This is a genomic window from Acinetobacter sp. YH12064 (assembly GCF_013419735.1).
Lineage (GTDB): Bacteria > Pseudomonadota > Gammaproteobacteria > Pseudomonadales > Moraxellaceae > Acinetobacter > Acinetobacter amyesii.
This window is the reverse complement of the sequence record NZ_VOZP01000003.1, coordinates 1-18098: the sequence shown is the minus strand read 5'-3', so window position 1 is coordinate 18098 and position 18098 is coordinate 1. Positions and strand designations below refer to the sequence as shown.

The 18098-nt window shown below is 40.6% G+C and carries 20 protein-coding genes; 10 read left to right on the top strand and 10 right to left on the bottom strand.

Going from position 1 to position 18098, the window contains the following annotated elements; all coding sequences use genetic code 11:
- The first annotated feature begins 75 nt into the window (after positions 1 to 75).
- Positions 76 to 669, top strand: a complete 594-nt coding sequence (gene wrbA, locus FTU13_RS03330) for an NAD(P)H:quinone oxidoreductase (RefSeq protein ID WP_180021639.1) — start codon at positions 76 to 78, stop codon at positions 667 to 669.
- A 613-nt stretch (positions 670 to 1282) separates the two neighbouring features.
- Here the strand turns inward: wrbA and FTU13_RS03325 are convergent.
- The 4 genes from FTU13_RS03325 to FTU13_RS03310 all read right to left on the bottom strand — a co-directional run bounded on the left by FTU13_RS03325 (position 1283) and on the right by FTU13_RS03310 (position 4173).
- Entirely contained in the window at positions 1283 to 1681 is a 399-nt protein-coding gene (locus tag FTU13_RS03325; RefSeq protein WP_180127020.1) for a hypothetical protein, read from the bottom strand.
- A gap of 271 nt (positions 1682 to 1952) precedes the next feature.
- Positions 1953 to 2528 (bottom strand): xanthine phosphoribosyltransferase, encoded by a 576-nt coding sequence (locus FTU13_RS03320; protein ID WP_078189246.1) that lies wholly within the window; start codon positions 2526 to 2528, stop codon positions 1953 to 1955.
- A 90-nt stretch (positions 2529 to 2618) separates the two neighbouring features.
- Entirely contained in the window at positions 2619 to 3332 is a 714-nt protein-coding gene (locus FTU13_RS03315) for a DUF3108 domain-containing protein (protein WP_078192434.1), read from the bottom strand.
- A gap of 157 nt (positions 3333 to 3489) precedes the next feature.
- Positions 3490 to 4173 carry a hypothetical protein gene (locus FTU13_RS03310; RefSeq protein WP_078192433.1) on the bottom strand — a complete coding sequence of 228 codons (684 nt, stop codon included), beginning with the start codon at positions 4171 to 4173 and terminating at the stop codon, positions 3490 to 3492.
- Between the two features lie 258 nt (positions 4174 to 4431).
- On the opposite strand from FTU13_RS03310, the gene FTU13_RS03305 reads away from it, so the two are divergent.
- Entirely contained in the window at positions 4432 to 5289 is an 858-nt protein-coding gene (locus FTU13_RS03305) for an energy transducer TonB (RefSeq protein ID WP_213032932.1), read from the top strand.
- On the opposite strand, the gene FTU13_RS03300 is transcribed toward FTU13_RS03305, so the two are convergent.
- From FTU13_RS03300 to miaB, 4 genes are all read right to left on the bottom strand, one after another.
- Positions 5290 to 5580 (bottom strand): antibiotic biosynthesis monooxygenase, encoded by a 291-nt coding sequence (locus FTU13_RS03300; RefSeq protein WP_111885943.1) that lies wholly within the window; start codon positions 5578 to 5580, stop codon positions 5290 to 5292. It abuts the gene before it with no gap.
- 63 nt (positions 5581 to 5643) lie between these two features.
- Positions 5644 to 6126: an rRNA maturation RNase YbeY gene (ybeY, locus tag FTU13_RS03295; protein WP_078192431.1), complete on the bottom strand. Its 483-nt coding sequence runs from the start codon at positions 6124 to 6126 to the stop codon at positions 5644 to 5646.
- A 9-nt stretch (positions 6127 to 6135) separates the two neighbouring features.
- Positions 6136 to 7227, bottom strand: a complete 1092-nt coding sequence (locus FTU13_RS03290; protein ID WP_180103026.1) for a PhoH family protein — start codon at positions 7225 to 7227, stop codon at positions 6136 to 6138.
- A gap of 38 nt (positions 7228 to 7265) precedes the next feature.
- Complete coding sequence (gene miaB / locus FTU13_RS03285) at positions 7266 to 8723, bottom strand: tRNA (N6-isopentenyl adenosine(37)-C2)-methylthiotransferase MiaB (RefSeq protein ID WP_180126794.1); 1458 nt, start codon at positions 8721 to 8723, stop codon at positions 7266 to 7268.
- 307 nt (positions 8724 to 9030) lie between these two features.
- On the opposite strand from miaB, the gene FTU13_RS03280 reads away from it, so the two are divergent.
- The 5 genes from FTU13_RS03280 (at position 9031) to FTU13_RS03260 (ending at position 13681) form a co-directional block, all read left to right on the top strand.
- Positions 9031 to 11007 (top strand): lytic transglycosylase domain-containing protein, encoded by a 1977-nt coding sequence (locus tag FTU13_RS03280; protein WP_180126792.1) that lies wholly within the window; start codon positions 9031 to 9033, stop codon positions 11005 to 11007.
- Positions 11008 to 11130: 123 nt separating this feature from the next.
- Positions 11131 to 11712 carry a ribonuclease I gene (locus tag FTU13_RS03275; protein WP_257226719.1) on the top strand — a complete coding sequence of 194 codons (582 nt, stop codon included), beginning with the start codon at positions 11131 to 11133 and terminating at the stop codon, positions 11710 to 11712.
- Between the two features lie 170 nt (positions 11713 to 11882).
- A complete protein-coding gene (locus FTU13_RS03270) occupies positions 11883 to 12869 on the top strand; it encodes a malate dehydrogenase (RefSeq protein ID WP_078192426.1) in 987 nt (328 codons plus the stop codon).
- 188 nt (positions 12870 to 13057) lie between these two features.
- Positions 13058 to 13318 carry a DUF2789 domain-containing protein gene (locus tag FTU13_RS03265; protein ID WP_180126787.1) on the top strand — a complete coding sequence of 87 codons (261 nt, stop codon included), beginning with the start codon at positions 13058 to 13060 and terminating at the stop codon, positions 13316 to 13318.
- A 105-nt stretch (positions 13319 to 13423) separates the two neighbouring features.
- Positions 13424 to 13681 carry a DUF2789 family protein gene (locus FTU13_RS03260; RefSeq protein ID WP_078189234.1) on the top strand — a complete coding sequence of 86 codons (258 nt, stop codon included), beginning with the start codon at positions 13424 to 13426 and terminating at the stop codon, positions 13679 to 13681.
- Between the two features lie 51 nt (positions 13682 to 13732).
- Here the strand turns inward: FTU13_RS03260 and FTU13_RS03255 are convergent, their stop codons facing one another.
- Together FTU13_RS03255 and FTU13_RS03250 are read right to left on the bottom strand one after the other, a co-directional pair.
- Positions 13733 to 14260, bottom strand: coding sequence for a hypothetical protein (locus tag FTU13_RS03255; protein ID WP_180035684.1), 528 nt, complete (start codon positions 14258 to 14260; stop codon positions 13733 to 13735).
- Between the two features lie 71 nt (positions 14261 to 14331).
- Positions 14332 to 14934: a 2OG-Fe(II) oxygenase gene (locus tag FTU13_RS03250; protein WP_180126785.1), complete on the bottom strand. Its 603-nt coding sequence runs from the start codon at positions 14932 to 14934 to the stop codon at positions 14332 to 14334.
- A 114-nt stretch (positions 14935 to 15048) separates the two neighbouring features.
- On the opposite strand from FTU13_RS03250, the gene FTU13_RS03245 reads away from it, so the two are divergent.
- Genes FTU13_RS03245 through FTU13_RS03235 form a run of 3 tightly spaced genes read left to right on the top strand, consistent with a single transcriptional unit; the run spans position 15049 to position 17885 of the window.
- A complete protein-coding gene (locus FTU13_RS03245; RefSeq protein ID WP_180106962.1) occupies positions 15049 to 15906 on the top strand; it encodes a 23S rRNA (adenine(2030)-N(6))-methyltransferase RlmJ in 858 nt (285 codons plus the stop codon).
- A gap of 41 nt (positions 15907 to 15947) precedes the next feature.
- The gene (pssA, locus tag FTU13_RS03240; RefSeq protein ID WP_078192422.1) at positions 15948 to 16772 is read left to right on the top strand and encodes a CDP-diacylglycerol--serine O-phosphatidyltransferase; all 825 of its coding nucleotides are present in this window, start codon (positions 15948 to 15950) and stop codon (positions 16770 to 16772) included.
- Positions 16773 to 16808: 36 nt separating this feature from the next.
- The gene (locus FTU13_RS03235) at positions 16809 to 17885 is read left to right on the top strand and encodes a DUF6670 family protein (RefSeq protein ID WP_180103033.1); all 1077 of its coding nucleotides are present in this window, start codon (positions 16809 to 16811) and stop codon (positions 17883 to 17885) included.
- The last annotated feature ends 213 nt before the right edge of the window (positions 17886 to 18098 follow it).

The following is an 18098-nucleotide window of genomic DNA, read 5'->3' as shown; positions in this document are numbered from 1 at the left end:
AATTTTCATCACTTAGCTTAACCAAAAAATAGGAAAAATACCGTATAGTTTTCTTTTTTCATTGAATTTATAAAAATGACGCAAGCTTATGTACTAGTGCTGTATTACAGCAAATATGGTTCAACACGTGAGATGGCACATTTGATTGCCAATGGAATTGAAGCGTCTGGAATGGCGGTAAAAATACGAACCGTTCCAAATTTATCCGCTGTGGTGACTGACGTGCAGCCCAGTATTCCTGCCGAAGGCGATATTTACTGTAGCTTAGATGACTTAGCGCATTGCTCAGGTTTAGCCCTTGGTTCGCCAACACGTTTTGGTAATATGGCGTCGGAAATGAAATATTTCTGGGATCAAACCACAGCGCTTTGGCTCAATGGCGCATTACATGGTAAACCTGCCTGTGTGTTTACCAGTTCAGGTTCAATGCATGGGGGACAGGAAAGTACTTTGCTGACCATGCTGCCACCTTTGTTTCATCACGGAATGATGGTTATGGGTTTAAGTAATGCCCATCCTGCATTATCGAATACCAAAACGGGTGGTACACCTTATGGTGCAAGCCATGTCAGTGGTCCACGCCATGATCAGTCATTGAGTCAAGATGAGCGTAACTTGTGTGAAGAGCTGGGTAAACGCCTAGGCGAAGTCGTCAAAAAGTTGATTTGATACTTACTTGCTCTAGGAAGTTGCGCTAACTTTGTAGCGAACGGGCAAGAAAAGGCTTAAATATTGCACTTTTCTTGCTTTATTTACGTGTGACGTCTTTTTATTTATGTCGTTGTATACCGACCAAAATATAAAAATAAATCTGTCGAACTATTCCTGAAATATTAAAAATAAATGATATCAACAATATATTGAAAGTTTTTAAATACAGCCTGCTCAGTGATGGTTTCGAGTCGAATATTGCTCTGTCTTTGGGCGCGTTATTTTTATTTTTTGATTACATGATTTGTATTTAAATTTCTTCTTTAGGGTGTGTGATGTCTATTGTTAATTTTCTAATGACTTTCCTGTGTTCCGTATTGGCTGCATCTTCCTTGTGTACGGCAATGCCAGTTTATACAGTATGGATTTCCGGCAAGAGAAAAAGCCGAAGAAAAAGAATTTTTAGCGAAACAAGATCAAATTAAAGTGGACTCAAAATCTTTAACTGATGTTTCAAAATAATTGATTCGCCATGGTTTTCGAATAGCATTTCAATAGACTAGAAATACATATTAGAAAAACAATAACCTATAAAAAAAGAGCGCTGATGCGCTCTTTTTTAATTTCGAAATTAGTCTTGATCCGAAGTATTTGCAGCGTCTTCAGGCTGTTGCTCAATTTCAAAGCGCTGTTTGCAATCTAAACATTGGTAGTCGAGAAAAATATTTTGATCGACGATCACGCCGGCTTTTTTACCAAAACGGTGTCCGAGAAAACCGCCTGTGATACCGACGCTAATTGCACCAACAAAAGTCCCGATGGTTCCGCCCATAATCACGCCAAGTGGGCCAGCAGTCACGCCACCAATCGCAGCACCAATAGATGCGCCAGATGCCGCACCACCGACAGTCCCTGCAGCAGTTCCTGCACCACTGAGTAAGACCCCACCAATTTTTTGTAAGTTTTGTTCATGGTTACGCTTTTCAATATGGGTTGATCCACATTTTGGACATTTAATTGTCGGTTCCATGTTTTGATCTTCTGTATTCATAACTTTCCATAGCCTTAAAAAATAAAGTGGCCGAATTTATGGTGCAGCATAATGTAATTTGACAGATGAGTAGTTGACCCATTCGATCAAATGTGACGATTTTCCTGAATTTTATCGAGTTTTGCACACCGATGTTTTGTCTGCTTGTAACTAAGGCGTTAAAAAGTGCGCTGTATGTCACCTTAATCGCAAATTTTTAGCAAAAAAAAAAGAACACCTGATGTGTTCTTTTTTTCTTTTGAACGCAAACTTAGTCACGAACAAATTCAACTGTACCATTCGCCAGTGATTTTACACGTGCCAATGATTCAACGCGATAGCCTTTTTCAAGCAAAATATCACGACCAGGTTGGAATGATTTTTCAATCACGATACCGATACCCAATACTTCAGCACTTGCTTGATGAATAAGATCTGCAAGACCTAAAGCAGCTTGACCATTGGCCAAAAAGTCATCAATCACTAAAACTTTATCTTCAGCATTGATGTGCTTTTTAGAAATCGCGATAGTGCTTTCAGTTTGTTTTGTGAAAGAAAACACTTTTGAGCGATACAAATCATCTTTTAAGGTTAAAGATTGATATTTACGTGCAAAAATCACAGGAACACCAAGTTCAAGACCAGCCATTACTGCAGGTGCAATACCTGATGCTTCAATCGTAATGATTTTTGTGATGCCAGCATCTTTAAAAAGACGGGCAAATTCTTGACCAATTTGCTGCATCATCACAGGGTCAATTTGGTGGTTCAGGAAAGAATCGACTTTCAGAACTTCTTCAGAGAGAACGATACCTTCAGCTAAGATTTTCTGTTCCAGAGCGTGCACGGGAGAATCCTCGAGGGGCAGGTGCTTTTTAAAGCAAAAGCGTATTTTAAAAAGCACCGTGAAAAATGCAAGCGAAATTGATCAAATCAATTAATTTGTTGCACCTTTATAGCCCGTTAACAATAAACCGTAAGAGGTTTTATTGTCTTGGTGGGAAACTTTGACAGGTAGATAATCTAGTTTTGGTGCTAACCAGAAAGTCGTTTGACGGCCTGGTTTGTCATGACGCATCACCACTTTAACGGTGTCAAAAGTTCCATAAGTGGTTTTCACTTTTTCAGTGCCTTGTTTCACGAACTTACGAGCTTCAACCTCTTTGGCATCGGCAATGTAGTAATTCGATTTCAAACCACCATTTTTTAAATCTTCACGAATTTGCAATTCAGCATTGAGTTCATCTAACACACCTGATTTCCACGCAAATGAACGCGCTTTATCATCTTTTTTGGTGTTAATGGTTTTTGCGCCAGCATTAAAATTAATATTCATGGTGTTGTTGTGCACCAAAATTTTGCTGCTGCGGCTAAAGCTGTTCGAGTGAATTTGGCTGCCATTTAAACTAAAACGACTGGTTTCAGTTGCAGAGGCCATCGCACCAGCTTTTGCTGCGAAAACATAGGTCCAGTTATTCCCAGATTGTTTTAGGGTACGTGTTGCAGAACCCAAGTTTTTGCCGTTGTAGTTAAATTGGTAGTTGGCTTGGAATGGACTCATGGCAAATGACTGACTTGAGAAACCAGTCAAAAGCAGTGTAGTCGATACCCCAGCAACAAGACCTAAATTTTTCAAAACTGAATGTGCCATAAGTATGGTTTTCCTATTCAATAGAAGTGTGGTGGGCTAAACCACCTGATATGTTTATTATGCGGCTGGATTGTGGAGAATCTCGTCGCAAATCCGTGCCTAATGTATATGTTGTGTAGCGTTTTATAGGCTCAAGATATCTAAGTACAGGATAAGTCTAGCTTTCCTTTTGCTTAATTGGCGTGACTTCATCGTCTTTTAAATTTGAGTCATCCCAGTCTTCTATCCGTTCTTGCGACATCTTGGTGAACAATGCGGTTAAATTAACATTACCAATCACCACCAATTCGGCCTCACGTAAAACAGCATGGTTGACATGGACTTTGCCCAATGTGTCGATAATCGATCGACTTTTACCGAGCCAGCGATTCAGGTCTAAATACAGTAAATCATCTTTAACTTTGATCACATTGAGCTTTTCCAAAATCATACCCAATGGATCTTGGTTGAGTACTTTTTGATAGAACCATAACGCCATGCGCACGCCCATCTTATACAGAACATTTGGATACTTCGCTTCAATCACTTGTGTATCACTAATTTGTTCAAATACGATCAATTGGGTTTGTTTGTTGAGTTCCATCTGTACCAGTTTTAAATCAACAGAGAGTGTTATGATCAGCCCGTTATAATCCAATGTGGCATACAGTCGAAGCCAGTCATCATGCAGGTCAGCATGCAAGTCTTTGAGCATTTTCACATTATCGGTCACAAAGCGCTGAAATGTCGCATTTAAAAACACTTGAGACATTGGGAATTCACGCTCATCTTCAATAAATCCTTCAGCTTTTTGGTACACTTGGCGTATACGTTTAGCGATATTGGAAACTAGCGTTTGCATAAGAAGTGCATCCTGACAAATTATGTTTTTTAACGATGTTTATCTTGTCGATTTCTATAAAAACACAAGGTTTTGATCTTGCAGTTTAGCAAAATAAATTGCACCATTTTCATGATTTTAATTGTGCATTATCTATGTGTTGATGGATTTCTCGTTTTCATCAAAAAATGAATACGAGTTTTATTTTATACTGTTTTAAGCAGTTTGGGGAATGCGGCAAATTGTCGGTTTAATGTGATGCTGAAAAAAATAACGTTCATGCCCTTGATGAAAGAGTGGTGGAAAGATCCCATATTTGCAACTGCATTGGCGTTTGCTGCTGTGTTGCATTTGGCTTTTTTAACCATGCAATTTTCCATGCCCCAAGAGGCGGATTATAACACCAAAGAAATTGCAGTTTCTTTACGTTCTACGACGGAAAAAATTGAACATGCAGACTTTTTAGCACAAGCCGATCAGCAGGGCTCAGGGACATTCCGTGAGTCACATCGTATGTCGAGTGACATGCCTGCACCGATGATCGAACAAAAAGCCGGTGAGCAAAAAAGTGAAGCTTTAGAACAACTGCAACAAAAGAAAGAACTCAGCTTTGAAGATAAAGTGTTGATGACAACTTTGAGTTGGCAAAAACAAGCTGAAGAAAACAGTCGTAAAAAAGCCGTTGAGGAGTTGAATAGTCAGTTTCAGGCCAAGGCTGCGATGGTGGCGAGTATCGAAGCCCAATATTTACAACGTCAGCAAAACTTTAGCCGTCAGCAAAAAATTAAAACCATTGATGGTATTCAAGCCAAGCAAGATGTTTCTGCGGCTTATATGGAAAAATTCCGCGAAAAAGTCGAGTTTTATGGCAACCGTTATTATCCTGAAGCGGCAAAACAGCAACAGCTACGCGGTGAAGTACGTTTAATGGTTATTTTGAACAGTAATGGCGGGATTCGTGCCATTCGTTTGATCGAAAGTTCAGGTTCAAGTTTATTGGATGAAGCAGCAAAAACCTCTGTGCGTAAGGCGGCACCTTTTGGTTTGTTTGATGCCAAAATGAAAGACATCTCAGAACTTCGTATTGTGCGTACTTGGCGCTTCGATCCTGCAGAAGCAGAGTTTGAGGTGCGTTAATCAGTTGTGATTGCGTCGCAAAACTTCGCAGATTTCGACGCTAAAACTCGCATACCATTGGTTTTTCCCCAATTGCTGCGCGACCAGATGTTGTGCATCTTGTTGCCAAGCTCGAATGTCTTCTAATGTATTCCAGTAGGAAAGGGCGATTTCATGCTCACCCTCTGTCAGCGCTTCAAAATGTTGACAGTTAAAGTGTGTCAAGGCTTTGTCTCTAAGCTGCTGTGCAGTCGAAAAATACAGCTCATCAAGCGTACGAATGCGTGCTTTAAAAATCACGACATATTGCATATCTTTCCTTCCTTGTTTTTTATGACGATAAAAAAAGCGAGCCGGAGCTCGCTTTTTTGGTTCTTAATCTCTTTCCAGATAAGGGTTATCAAAACCCAATTTGGCTAAAATCTCGATTTCCAACGCTTCCATTTCTTCAGCATCTTCATCAGAGGTTTCATGGTCATAGCCCATGAGGTGCAACGTACCGTGTACCAGCATATGCGTAAAGTGGGTCAGGGGTGCTTTGCTTTGTTCTTGTGCTTCACGAAGAACCACAGGAATACAAATCACCAAGTCGCCAATCGGAAATGAGTCTAAAACTGCAGCCATTTCATCGGGGAGATCGCTTGGAAAAGACAACACATTAGTCGGTTTGTCTTTACCACGATATTCCAAGTTCAATTTGTGGCTTTCGTCATTGTCCACACATGCAATACCGATCTCACAATCACTTTGTGTATCGATATGACGTAAAGCCGTTTCCACGACTTTTTTGATATGCGCACGTTTCACCACCAATTCAGGTGACTGAAAATTTTGCTGCAAGGAGAGATTAAGTTTCAAAATGAATCCTTAAATGTTTTCGTCTTGATGCTGCCCATCAGCTTTAGCATCATTGTCCGCCACCAAGGCTTCCTGACGTGCTTTACGTTCTGCACGTTGTTCAGCTGTAAGGCGATGTTGTTCGCTGTCCCATCCCTCATAGGCTTCAACAATTTTTTGAACCAATTGATGACGTACCACATCACGAGAGTGGAAGCGAGTAATATGAATTTCTTTGATTTTTTCAATCACACGTAAGGCATGTGCCAAACCAGATTGTTGACCACGAGGTAAATCGACCTGTGTAATGTCGCCCGTGATTACTGCACGAGAACCAAAACCTAAACGGGTGAGGAACATTTTCATTTGTTCAGGGGTGGTGTTTTGTGCTTCATCTAAAATCACAAAAGAATGATTTAAGGTACGACCACGCATGTAGGCGAGTGGTGCAACTTCAATCACTTGACGTTCAATTAGTTTAGCGACTTTTTCAAAACCGAGCATTTCATACAAAGCGTCGTATAGCGGACGTAAGTAAGGGTCAATTTTTTGGCTCAAATCACCGGGTAAAAAACCCAATTTTTCACCGGCTTCAACCGCAGGGCGAACCAATAAAATGCGTTGAATTTCGTTACGTTCTAGCATATCTACAGCAGCGGCGACCGCGAGATAAGTTTTACCTGTACCCGCTGGGCCGATACCAAATGAAATATCGCTTTGTAAAATACGCTGTACATAGCGTTTTTGATTGGCACCACGTGGATTGATCCGACCTTTACGGGTTTGTAGATAAACATTGTCTAAACCGGTATGCTCATTTTCAGAAAAATCTTCCTGAATTTCGCGGTCAGTCTGACTGCCTTGAATCATCATGTGTAAAATGTCCGCACTAATCTGTAGATTGGTTTCGGACTCTTCATAAAGACGGTGAAGGAGACTTTCGGCTCTCTCTACCGCATCGATTTCCCCATCGATAAAAAAAGCATCTGCACGATGAGAAATTTTGACATCTAAACGTTGTTCAATTTGTTTGAGATGACCGTTATAGGCACCGAGCATGCTTTGTAAACGGTCAAGTGGAATACCAGCAAAAGTTACAGTACGTCGAATCGCTGCAGTCAAGAGAATTCCTTTAAATTGGTCTGACGATTAAGCTTACATTACGCCACGTCAGGCTCAAGATTCAAGAGTTCACCGTAAACAAACTTCAAAGTTTTAATATCGGTCACTTCAATCTCTGCAAAACGCCCTACCCATGCAGGATCACCGATAAAGCTAACCAAACGTGTATTGTCTGCAGTACCAATCAGCAAGTTCGGATCTTTGTCTGAAACAGACTCAATCAAGACACGTTGAATGGTCCCAAGCATTGCATCAGTTTTATCGATACTGGATTGTTTAATCCATTGTTGAACTTTTGCAAGACGTTCTTTTTTCACATCTTCAGGGGTTGTGTCTTCAAGTTCTGAGGCAGGAGTACCCGGACGTTTTGAGTAGATGAAACTGTATGAATGATCGAAGTCCATATCTTGGATAAATTGATAAGTTTCTTCGAAGTTTTCGTCAGTCTCACCCGGGAAGCCAATAATAAAGTCGCTAGATAAATGCATATCAGGGCGAACTTGACGTAATTTAGCAATTTTATCGATATATACATCAATCGTGTGGTTACGTTTCATGGCTTGTAGCACGTCATTCGAACCACTTTGAACTGGTAGATGCAAGTGAGAAACCATTTGCGGTAAGTCACGGTAGCATTGAATCAAGTCATCATTAAATTCAAGCGGGTGCGATGTGGTGTAACGAATACGACCAATCCCTGGAATCTCAGCAACTAAACGTAATAAGTCTGCAAAGGTACAGATTTCCCCTTCAAAAGTTTCACCACGGTAGCCATTCACGTTTTGGCCGAGTAATGAAATTTCACGTACGCCTTTTTCAGCTAAAGTGGCAATTTCAGCCAATACGTCATCGAGTGGGCGAGAAACCTCTTCACCACGGGTATAAGGAACTACGCAGAATGAACAGTATTTAGAACAGCCTTCCATAATCGAGACAAAGGCTTTAAACCCTTCTACACGCGGTTCAGGTAAAAAGTCGAATTTTTCAATATCAGGGAATGAAATATCCACCAACTGAATTTTTTCTTTTTTTGGTTTGACCACTTGCTCAGTATGTTGATCCAGCATTTGCGGTAAACGGTGTAAGGTTTGTGGACCAAACACCATATCTACATACGGTGCGCGTTTTTGAATGTTGTCACCTTCCTGAGATGCCACACAACCACCGACACCAATCACAAGATCAGGATTCTTTTCTTTCAGTTTGCGCCAGCGGCCTAACTCAGAAAATACTTTTTCTTGTGCTTTTTCACGGATAGAGCAGGTATTCATCAGGAGAATATCCGCTTCTTTTGGATCGCTTGTCAGCACATAGCCGTGAGAATCACCTAAAAGGTCGCCCATACGTTGACTGTCATACTCATTCATCTGACACCCTTGCGTTTCGATGTACAGTTTTTTCACTGTTCCATCTTGAGCTGGGGTGTGCTGTGGCTGGGTAACAGTGTTATCTGGGGCAGCTTGGGCACTATTGGGGATGAAGGTTTGAACCGTCATGTAGGCTCCTAAAGGAATTTTATGAAAATCAATAACCATACGTGGCTGACAGACAATTCAATCAATTGAATTGTGCAGCTGCGGAGGTCAAAAAGGGGATTTTAAGAATGGGCAATATTTTAGCAGTAATTTACTAGAAACTTACAGCTTAAAATGACAACTCTGCCATATTGATTTATGAAGCAAAAATGTTTGAAAATTAATATTGGCTAATCATAAGGTTACATAACAGAACACAATGCAGAGTTTAGAATTATTAAACTAATTCCTAAACAAAGTTCGATGTGCTGTAACTGAGCAGAATGACATGAAAGAAGGCAAGTGGATGTTAAAACATAATTTTAAACAGAAAAATTACGCTAAATTACTTGCTTTGAGTGTCGGGCTCTCCGGAATTTCTGCGTTTGCCCAAGCCGCAGATGAGCAGTTTAACGATGCTTTACGTGCTGCGAATGCAGGCAATATTAGTTTATTACAACAATACCAATCATCCATGCAAAATGACGTTTTGGGTTATTATCCAGAATATTGGTTACTGAATAACAATTTGGCTTCACAACCTGCAAGTGCCATAATTAATTTTGCACAGCGCTATCCAAACTCGGCAATGGCAGAAAAATTAGCCGCAGATTATGTTGAAGAAAAAGTCAAACAAGCTGATTTCGCTACAGCACAGCCTGTCTTGCAATATGTGACTAATGCTGACCGTGCTGAAACATGTGCCATGGCTCAAGTCCGCGCAAAGTCGGGCGACCCTCTGGTTTACGCAGAATTTAAAGATGTATGGTTGACCACAAACTCACAACCTGACTCGTGTACGGGCTTGGGCCGTATGATGCTGTCGAGTCCTTTAATGACTCAAGATGACCGCCATCAACGGATGTGGGGACAGTTAAGAGCGGGTCAGTCAGGACAAGCGATTGCGACTGCGCAAACCATTGGCGTGAATATTAATTTATCGCAACTCAACACCATTCAAGCCAATCCACTGAATTATTTATGGTCTGCACCCAAAGCCACAGCTGAAGATCATGCATACCTGATTTATGCGATGGGTCGCTTGGCCGATAGCGACTTAAATGGCGCGATTTCTTCGGTGAAACGTGCAGCAGAAGGCACACCAGCCGATGTACAAAAAGCCCTATACCGTAGTGTCGGGTATATCGGTGGTACAACGGTAATGAAAAATAATTTCAACCGTGAAGTTCTAAATTATCTTGATTTGAGTTATGGACTGCCTTTTAGTGCAGAAGAAGCCGAGATTTATGCGCGACAAGCCATTCGTTTTGGCGCATGGGAAAGTGTCATTCGTGCAATTGATGCGATGAGCGTTTCGCAAAAGCAGGAAGACCGTTGGCAATATTGGTTAGCACGCGCCTCTGAACAACGTGGAGATGCCTCATCTAAACGTGCGGCAAAAGAAATTTATCGCAAGCTTGCCGTTGGCGATGATTACCATAATTTGTTAGCACGTGACAAAATTGGTCAGTCTTATAACAATATTCCGTCAAATGTGCAGCCTTCGTCACAAGATGCGCAGCGTCTCAGTCAGGATATTCACTTCCGTCGTGCCTTTGCATTGCGCAATATTAATGCATCTGACAGCTATATTAACCGTGAATGGAACTGGGCGGTGCGTCAAGCCTATTTAAAGCATGATGATGGCATGATTCTTGCCGCAGCTAAACGTGCAACCGATATGGGGTGGTATGATCGGGCGATTTATGCGGCAGATCGAACCACTAAACAGCACAATTATGCTTTACGTTATGCTATGCCGCATCAAAATTATGTGGTGAGTCATAGTCGTAATGCAGGGATTGACCCTGCATGGGCTTATGGCTTGATTCGTCAAGAAAGTCGGTTTGTCACTAGCGCACGTTCACATGTCGGTGCCGGTGGTTTAATGCAAATTATGCCAGACACCGCAAAATTGGTGGCTCGTCAGATGGGGGAGAGTTATAACCCCGCTGCATTAACGGATATGAATACCAATATCCGTTATGGCACTTTCTATTTATCAATGATTCAACGTCAATTGAGTAATAGTCCAGTATTAGCGACTGCAGGCTACAATGCGGGTCCAAATCGTGCTCGACGCTGGCAGCCTGAGTATCAAGCGATTGCAGCGGACCAATATACGGAATCGATTCCATTAACGGAAACTCGAGACTATGTAAAACATGTGATGACCAATGCAACCCATTACGGCCTTTTATTGGGTCAGGGGCCGCAATCGATTGAAAAACGAATGCAAATGATTCCATTACGGAATGCGCAATAAGCATTAAAGCAATGCGCCTGTTTTAAGGCGCAATATGGGTAAATAATGAATGCCGAATTGAACATTAGACCTGTTTATCGAATACTGACATCACTGCTCATCGGCATTGGTGCAGGTTTTGGTATGTCTGTGCTTTCGGCAGCACCCGTGGTTAATGGCTATGTGATGGATGTACAAATGGTGCCAGCTGTTTGCGCCTATGATCCTTTAAAAAGTAAAAAACGTAAATGTCTGGAAGGGTATTCACTCAATATCACGGGCCTATATCCAGAAACTTCTACCCGTGATTGCACCACCAATAGTTCAGCTAAACTTTCTCCGTTGCAAGCCAAAGTGGTTGCACGGATTATGCCTGATGAAAATGCTCGCGTGGCGCTTTGGCACACTACCGGCGGCTGTGTCCCAATGAATGCCAGCCAGTATTTCAGAACCATTATTAATCATGCAGATAAGCTAAAAATTCCAGATGAATTGACTAGCCAAGAAACCCAATCCATTCAAGCCAATGTCTTGCGTAATAAAATGTTGCGTATGAACAGCGGATTGGTATCCCAAAGTATTGCATTTAACTGTATGCAAACCCGTGGTGGCAGCCTACTGACTGAGATTAAAATTTGCTATAAAAACAATGGTCAGTATAAAAGTTGCCCTACGACTATTGTCGGAAATTGTCCTGCAACTTTCATAATTAAAGGTTCTTTCTAAGCTTTTTTCGGCATTTTATTTATATTTCCTATCATACTTTTGTTGAAAAGCATTCTCTTTTACATGCAAGCGTCAAAAGATTGGAGTACAATCTTTGCCGTTTATGATTATTAAGATTAGATAGAACAGCTATTTAATCATTATGACCTTCCTCAATTGGAGATAATTACATGAAGCAAGCAGTTCGTGTTGCCGTTACTGGCGCAGCTGGTCAAATCGGTTATAGCTTATTATTCCGTATCGCAAGCGGTGAAATGTTGGGTAAAGACCAACCAGTTATCCTTCAATTATTAGAAATTCCAGTTGAGAAAGCTCAACAAGCGCTTAAAGGCGTAATGATGGAACTTGATGACTGCGCATTCCCTCTTTTAGAAGGTATGATCGGTACTGATGATCCTAAAGTTGCATTCAAAGATGCTGACTACGCTCTTCTTGTAGGTTCACGTCCACGTGGTCCTGGTATGGAACGTGCTGACCTTCTTAAAGTAAACGGTGAAATCTTCATCGGTCAAGGCCAAGCACTTAACGAAGTTGCTAGCCGTGACGTTAAAGTTCTTGTTGTAGGTAACCCTGCAAACACTAACGCTTACATCGCAATGAAATCTGCTCCAGATCTTCCAGCGAAAAACTTCACAGCAATGTTACGTCTTGACCACAACCGTGCGTTAACTCAACTTGCTCAAAAAGCGGGTGTTGCAGTTTCTGACATCGAAAACATGACAGTTTGGGGTAACCACTCTCCAACAATGTATGCTGACTACCGTTTTGCAAATGTAAACGGCGAAAGCTTAAAAGACAAAATCAACGATGCTGCTTGGAATAAAGACGTATTCCTTCCAACTGTTGGTAAACGTGGTGCTGCGATCATCGAAGCGCGTGGTCTTTCTTCTGCTGCTTCTGCTGCAAACGCTGCAATCGACCATATGCGCGATTGGGCTCTTGGCACAAACGGCAAATGGGTAACTATGGGTATTCCTTCTGACGGTTCTTATGGTATTCCTGAAGGCGTAATGTTCGGTTTCCCTGTAACTTGTGAAAATGGCGAATACAAAATCGTTCAAGGTCTTGAAATCGACGAATTCAGCCGTGAACGTATCAACGTCACTCTAAACGAGCTTGAAGAAGAACGTGCAGCAGTTGCTGACATGGTTAAATAATTTAATTTTTTAAATTAAATTATAAAAAAAAGCACTCCATTTGGGGTGCTTTTTTATGGCCTGCGAAAAATACCAAGCTTAAGTTTTGAACAAAAAATAACACGTTGAGATGTAGTTGCAACTGACAAAGTCAATTAAACAGATAACTATGAAGTGGAAGAAATGTTTTTGGCTTGAGGAGAACGGCAATGTTTGATCAACAACCGACGTTGGAACTATTTTTTGAACAATTGGGGTTAGATGCAAGTCCGGAAGGCATTGATCAATTTATCGAAACGCATCAAATCACCATGGATGTTCCATTGCATGAAGCGCCATTTTGGACGAAGTCACAGCGTGACTTCATTATCAGTCATTGGAAAAAAGATGATGACTGGGCCATAGTGGTCGATATTTTAAATGAACAATTGCATACAGAATATAAGCTTTCCGGATCATGCAAAATCTAAATACAATTTGAAACAACAAACCTAGTTTTAACGCTAGGTTTTTTTAGCTTCATCATATAAGTTAATTAAATAATAAATGACAGATTAGTTGATAAGGAGGGCGAGATGCTCAATCAAAATAAACCATCCTTAGCTTTATTGTTTTCTCAATTGGGGTTAGCTAGCAGTCCAGCTGCGATCGAATTATACGTGCGTACGCATCAGCTTGCTGCAAGTGAAAATTTACATGATGCGCCGTTTTGGAATAAAGCGCAGCGTGATTTTCTAATCAGTCATTTAGTACAAGATGATGATTGGGCTATATGGATTGATGAGCTGAATCAACAGTTGCATATGGATGCATATAAGCTGCAGCCGGCATAGATTTCATTTTTCCAGAAATAAAAAAACACCTCCTCAGAGGTGTTTTTTTATTTAGTGCAGTTTGCTTTGGCGTAACTCTGCAAACCAATCTTCTTGGCGATATGGATTAAATGCAGGATGCTCAAGTAATGTGGTCAGTTTGAATTCTTGAGATTTGCAGTATTTATTTAACCAGTGGCGGGTTAACGCAGGTTCCTGTTTTACCGCAGAGGCATAGGCCAAGTAGAAGTAAATGTCGCCATGTTCAGCTTTGGACATCGGTTTCATAATCTGCTGGGTAATCAGGGCATAGCGCTGCTCTTGGGTAATTTCAAAAAATATCATATAAGCTTTGGCTAAATGTACAGACAAATTGATGTATAGCTCAATCGGCATTTCTTCAAATTCAATCCGGCTTTGCTCAAGTAGAACAATGGCTTCTTGCAGAAAATACACTTGTTCTTGATGGTTCTTACTTAAATTAACCAATTGCAGGCGTAAGTCTGCACGCTCAAGGGCAAGTTCAGGGCTGTTGCCTTGTAGAAATAATTGATCGGTTTCGCCAATACGCTGAATAATTTTATGACTGTTTTGACGCATCGGGTACATCCTCATCTATGAATGACTCATATATGAGGATAGTTTAAGGGATTTAAAGGAGGAATCTCGAATTACCACATCGAGTTGTCATTACGTAGCCAAGCCGTAATCGATAAACGTTGATGTTTTGCTTCGAGTACCTCGTGTAATAGGTCACTTTGGAATAACGCAATGCGATTCGGTTTAGGTTGTAAAATATGCCAAACATCATTCTTATCTTGTAAGCGCAATTCACCGCCCCAGTCGGCTTGCCAATATTCATGTAAATAATAAACCGCTGAAATGACACGTCCATTTTTGCCTTGAGGATTATCTTTGTGTAGTGCATAAAACTCACCTGCGTTATAACAAGCAAAATGTGCTTCGACTTCGTGAATGCCAGAAAAAAATGCGCGATTAAATTGTTCTGATAAATGTTCTAAGGCTTGAACGTGTTCTTGTGCGACATCTAATGTGTCGTTAATCCATAAAATATGATCACTTCTAATTTTACTGATGACCCCATTTTGTACGGCTGCATCCCTAAATTTATTCAAATTTGACATACATTCTTCAACAAGTGCATGTATATATTCAGCAGGATAAGCGTCATCAATAATGCTAAACCCGTGTTGATCTAAATCATCGAGGATTTGATCAACCGGCCAAGACTTTGGGAGAAAGGCTGTTTCCATATACGATCCATAAAGTTGTGGAAAAAAAGGTGACGTATTCTAGAGCAAGAATAGCATCGGAATGAAACTATTTTTCATGCTAAAATGTCCGTTGATATTAGGAATTAAAGAAACATGAATTACCGTCACCATTTCCATGCAGGCAACTTTGCCGACGTGATGAAGCACGTTTTGCTGCTTCAGTTATTAAGTCGACTGAATGCAAAAGATAAACCTTATCGCTATGTAGATACACATGGTGGTGCAGGTAAATATGATCTTTCGACCTCTGAAGCACAGAAATCAGGTGAGTTTTTAAATGGTATTCATCGTTTAGTTAAGCTTGATGATTCGATTAAACGTAATGCACCTGAAGGAGTTCAACAATATTTAAAAGTTGTTGAAAAAATGCGTGAAAACTTTGGCAAAGGCGCTTATCCAGGCTCTCCGTGGTTCGCACTTGAAGGCATGCGTGAAACTGATAAGGCAACGATTTTTGAAATGCAGCGCGATGTATTCCAACAATTGCGCCACAATATTTTTGATAAACGTGCAGGCTTGCATGAGCGTGATGCTTACGAAGGTTTACTGGCTGTAATTCCACCAAAAGAAAAACGTGGTTTGGTCATGATTGACCCGCCTTACGAATTAGAACGTAAAGATTTTCCACAGCTTGTAGAATTGTTGGTGGCTGCTTATAAAAAATGGCCGACAGGCGTTTTTGCGGTATGGTATCCAATTAAAGACCGCGCGATGATTGAACGTTTTGAAAAGAAAATGTACAAAACCGGCATTCGTCGTCAGTTGGTTTGCGAAATTTGTGTATGGCCAGATGACACTCCAGTCGGTCTAAATGGTTGTGGTTTATTGGTGATTAACCCACCTTGGAAATTCTCTGAAGATGCGGACGAAGCATTACAATGGTTGTTCCCACATCTTCGTATGAATGAAAATGGTGGTCATGCAGCCGTACGTTGGTTGGTTGGCGAATAATTTTAAACTTGAAAAAGAAAGGTCACAGTTAGGATCGAACAATGACAAATACAAATAAACCTGAGCGGGAAATTTCTTCAAAGGATGAAAATGCATTTGATGGCATTACATTTGAAGTTGAAGAAGAGGAGCATACCCATGAAGGGCATAAAGTGAAACGTCGTGGGATCTATCTGTGGCCAAACTTGATTACAACTGCAGCGTTGTTATCCGGCTTTTATTCAATAATTGCCAGTATGAATGGTGAGTTTCAACAAGCCATTTATGCCATTTTCCTTGCAGCATTATTTGATGGTTTGGATGGACGTGTCGCACGTGCTATCGGCGCACAAAGTCCTTTTGGTGAACAGTTTGACTCGTTGTCGGACTTGCTAGCATTTGGTGTTGCACCTGCCATTTTAATGTATAGCTGGAGTCTAAATGACTTAGGCCGTATTGGCCTGGCAGCATGTTTTGTTTACACCGCATGTGCAGCCTTCCGTTTGGCACGTTTTAACGTACAAATTGGGGTTGTCGATAAACGTTATTTTATTGGTGTTGCAAGTCCACTCGCAGCCGTTATGATTATTTCATTGGTATGGGTAGGTATGGATATCCCTGCGGTCTTCGACTTACGCGAAACAGGTATTCAGATTTTTAATGCGGTAGTGATTATTGCAGTGGGTCTATTGATGATCTCAAATGTAAAATACTATTCATTTAAAACTGTGGATCGTCGCCGTGTTCCATTTGCGGTGTTGCCAATCATAGTCTTCATTTTAGCTGCTGTAACGTATAATATTCCAATGGGTATTTTAATTATTTCAGTAATTTATGCATTGTCTGGCTTTGTCACAACCTTAATGGCAAAAAAGGCTGAAGCATGAGATAAAACATGAAATAAAAATGAAAAGGAGCTTGATATGCAGATATTTCAAGATTTCTTGGATCAATCAAGACGATTGAATCAAGCTCCAGATTTACAACATAAAAAAATAAATTTACATGCGCCGAATACGCCTTATCCTTCAGTCCATTATGGACTTTGTCTACCGAATCTTCCTGCGCCCTTACATTATCTTAACTTTATGAGTTGGCTTGGGCAGCCTCAGATTCCCGCTTTTCAAAATCCTGCGTCCATTCAACAAGACGAACTCAATACAGCCACAGTATTGACCAGTGTGAGCGGTCATATGGTTGGGCAATTACAATCATATTCCATCAAAGACGACTGTAGTCTGAGTGATACCGTCTTTAAATTTAGAGATAAAGAGCAGATTGGTTGGGATGGAGCGGTATTTCAAATCCATCGAGAAGATACTGAACTCAGTTTATATTTGTCCGTGCAAACTACCGATATTTCTTCGTGTTTAATTAAGTTGAGATTAGGTCTTGCTGAATATTGGTCGGTGATGTGCCAATGTGAAGGGCAAATCAAATTTCAGGGCCAGATGTATGATGTAAATCAGTTGGCGGTTTTGTCTTATGCACAAATACGCAAGTTTCCATATTTACCATTAGCGTTTTATACCCACCAGGTAATCAACCTCAGCCGACAGCGTCAAATCATCTTTATGCAAACGCGAGACCGTTATAACAATATTTTGAGTTCACGTTTATATCTAAGAGATTTAAATCAGCAGCAAGTGTTCATGGCGGATCAAGGCGTGTTCTTTAAAGTCATGCGCGTTTATCCTGTGGTTAAAACACCGAATTTGCAAAAAATGTATTTGCCACGTGAATTTGAATGGATTTACCAAAATGACAAAATGAAAATACATGTACAAGCGCAGAGTCGTGGAGATTTTAAATTTGGACTAGGGGCGGGCTATGCAGGAAGCTTTAACTATCAAATCAAAATCAACGACGAAATCGAGTGTGGAGAGGGTGGCTACTGTGAATATGTAGATTGTCGAGCTTTAAAATGGCAAGAAAAGAATGAAAAAGATAAATTAACGGACAAATATGGAAATATTGTCCCTTTTATGCTCAAAAAATAGTAAAAAAAAACTTAATTTAGTAGAATAAATAAACAAACGTAATGAAAAAATAAAAATAAATGGAAAAGGGTGTTGCGTTGGATCAAAAATGCTGTAGAATGCACATCCATCGGCGGTGATGAAGATTAAAACTTCTGATAAAACAATGACTTGGTTAAATTGATTGAGTTGGGTTTTATTTGATAAGTTTAAAAATAATTTGAATTACTGGTT

Coding starts and splice junctions, on each gene's coding strand:
- miaB (WP_180126794.1), bottom strand. CDS start 8,723: ATGACGGTTCAAACCTTCATCCCCAATAGTGCCCAAGCTGCCCCAGAT.
- FTU13_RS03305 (WP_213032932.1), top strand. CDS start 4,432: ATGCCCTTGATGAAAGAGTGGTGGAAAGATCCCATATTTGCAACTGCA.
- FTU13_RS03325 (WP_180127020.1), bottom strand. CDS start 1,681: ATGGAACCGACAATTAAATGTCCAAAATGTGGATCAACCCATATTGAA.
- FTU13_RS03260 (WP_078189234.1), top strand. CDS start 13,424: ATGCTCAATCAAAATAAACCATCCTTAGCTTTATTGTTTTCTCAATTG.
- FTU13_RS03250 (WP_180126785.1), bottom strand. CDS start 14,934: ATGGAAACAGCCTTTCTCCCAAAGTCTTGGCCGGTTGATCAAATCCTC.
- FTU13_RS03300 (WP_111885943.1), bottom strand. CDS start 5,580: ATGCAATATGTCGTGATTTTTAAAGCACGCATTCGTACGCTTGATGAG.
- FTU13_RS03280 (WP_180126792.1), top strand. CDS start 9,031: ATGAAAGAAGGCAAGTGGATGTTAAAACATAATTTTAAACAGAAAAAT.
- FTU13_RS03245 (WP_180106962.1), top strand. CDS start 15,049: ATGAATTACCGTCACCATTTCCATGCAGGCAACTTTGCCGACGTGATG.
- FTU13_RS03270 (WP_078192426.1), top strand. CDS start 11,883: ATGAAGCAAGCAGTTCGTGTTGCCGTTACTGGCGCAGCTGGTCAAATC.
- FTU13_RS03255 (WP_180035684.1), bottom strand. CDS start 14,260: ATGCGTCAAAACAGTCATAAAATTATTCAGCGTATTGGCGAAACCGAT.
- FTU13_RS03235 (WP_180103033.1), top strand. CDS start 16,809: ATGCAGATATTTCAAGATTTCTTGGATCAATCAAGACGATTGAATCAA.
- FTU13_RS03265 (WP_180126787.1), top strand. CDS start 13,058: ATGTTTGATCAACAACCGACGTTGGAACTATTTTTTGAACAATTGGGG.
- FTU13_RS03275 (WP_257226719.1), top strand. CDS start 11,131: ATGTCTGTGCTTTCGGCAGCACCCGTGGTTAATGGCTATGTGATGGAT.
- wrbA (WP_180021639.1), top strand. CDS start 76: ATGACGCAAGCTTATGTACTAGTGCTGTATTACAGCAAATATGGTTCA.
- FTU13_RS03310 (WP_078192433.1), bottom strand. CDS start 4,173: ATGCAAACGCTAGTTTCCAATATCGCTAAACGTATACGCCAAGTGTAC.
- FTU13_RS03315 (WP_078192434.1), bottom strand. CDS start 3,332: ATGGCACATTCAGTTTTGAAAAATTTAGGTCTTGTTGCTGGGGTATCG.
- pssA (WP_078192422.1), top strand. CDS start 15,948: ATGACAAATACAAATAAACCTGAGCGGGAAATTTCTTCAAAGGATGAA.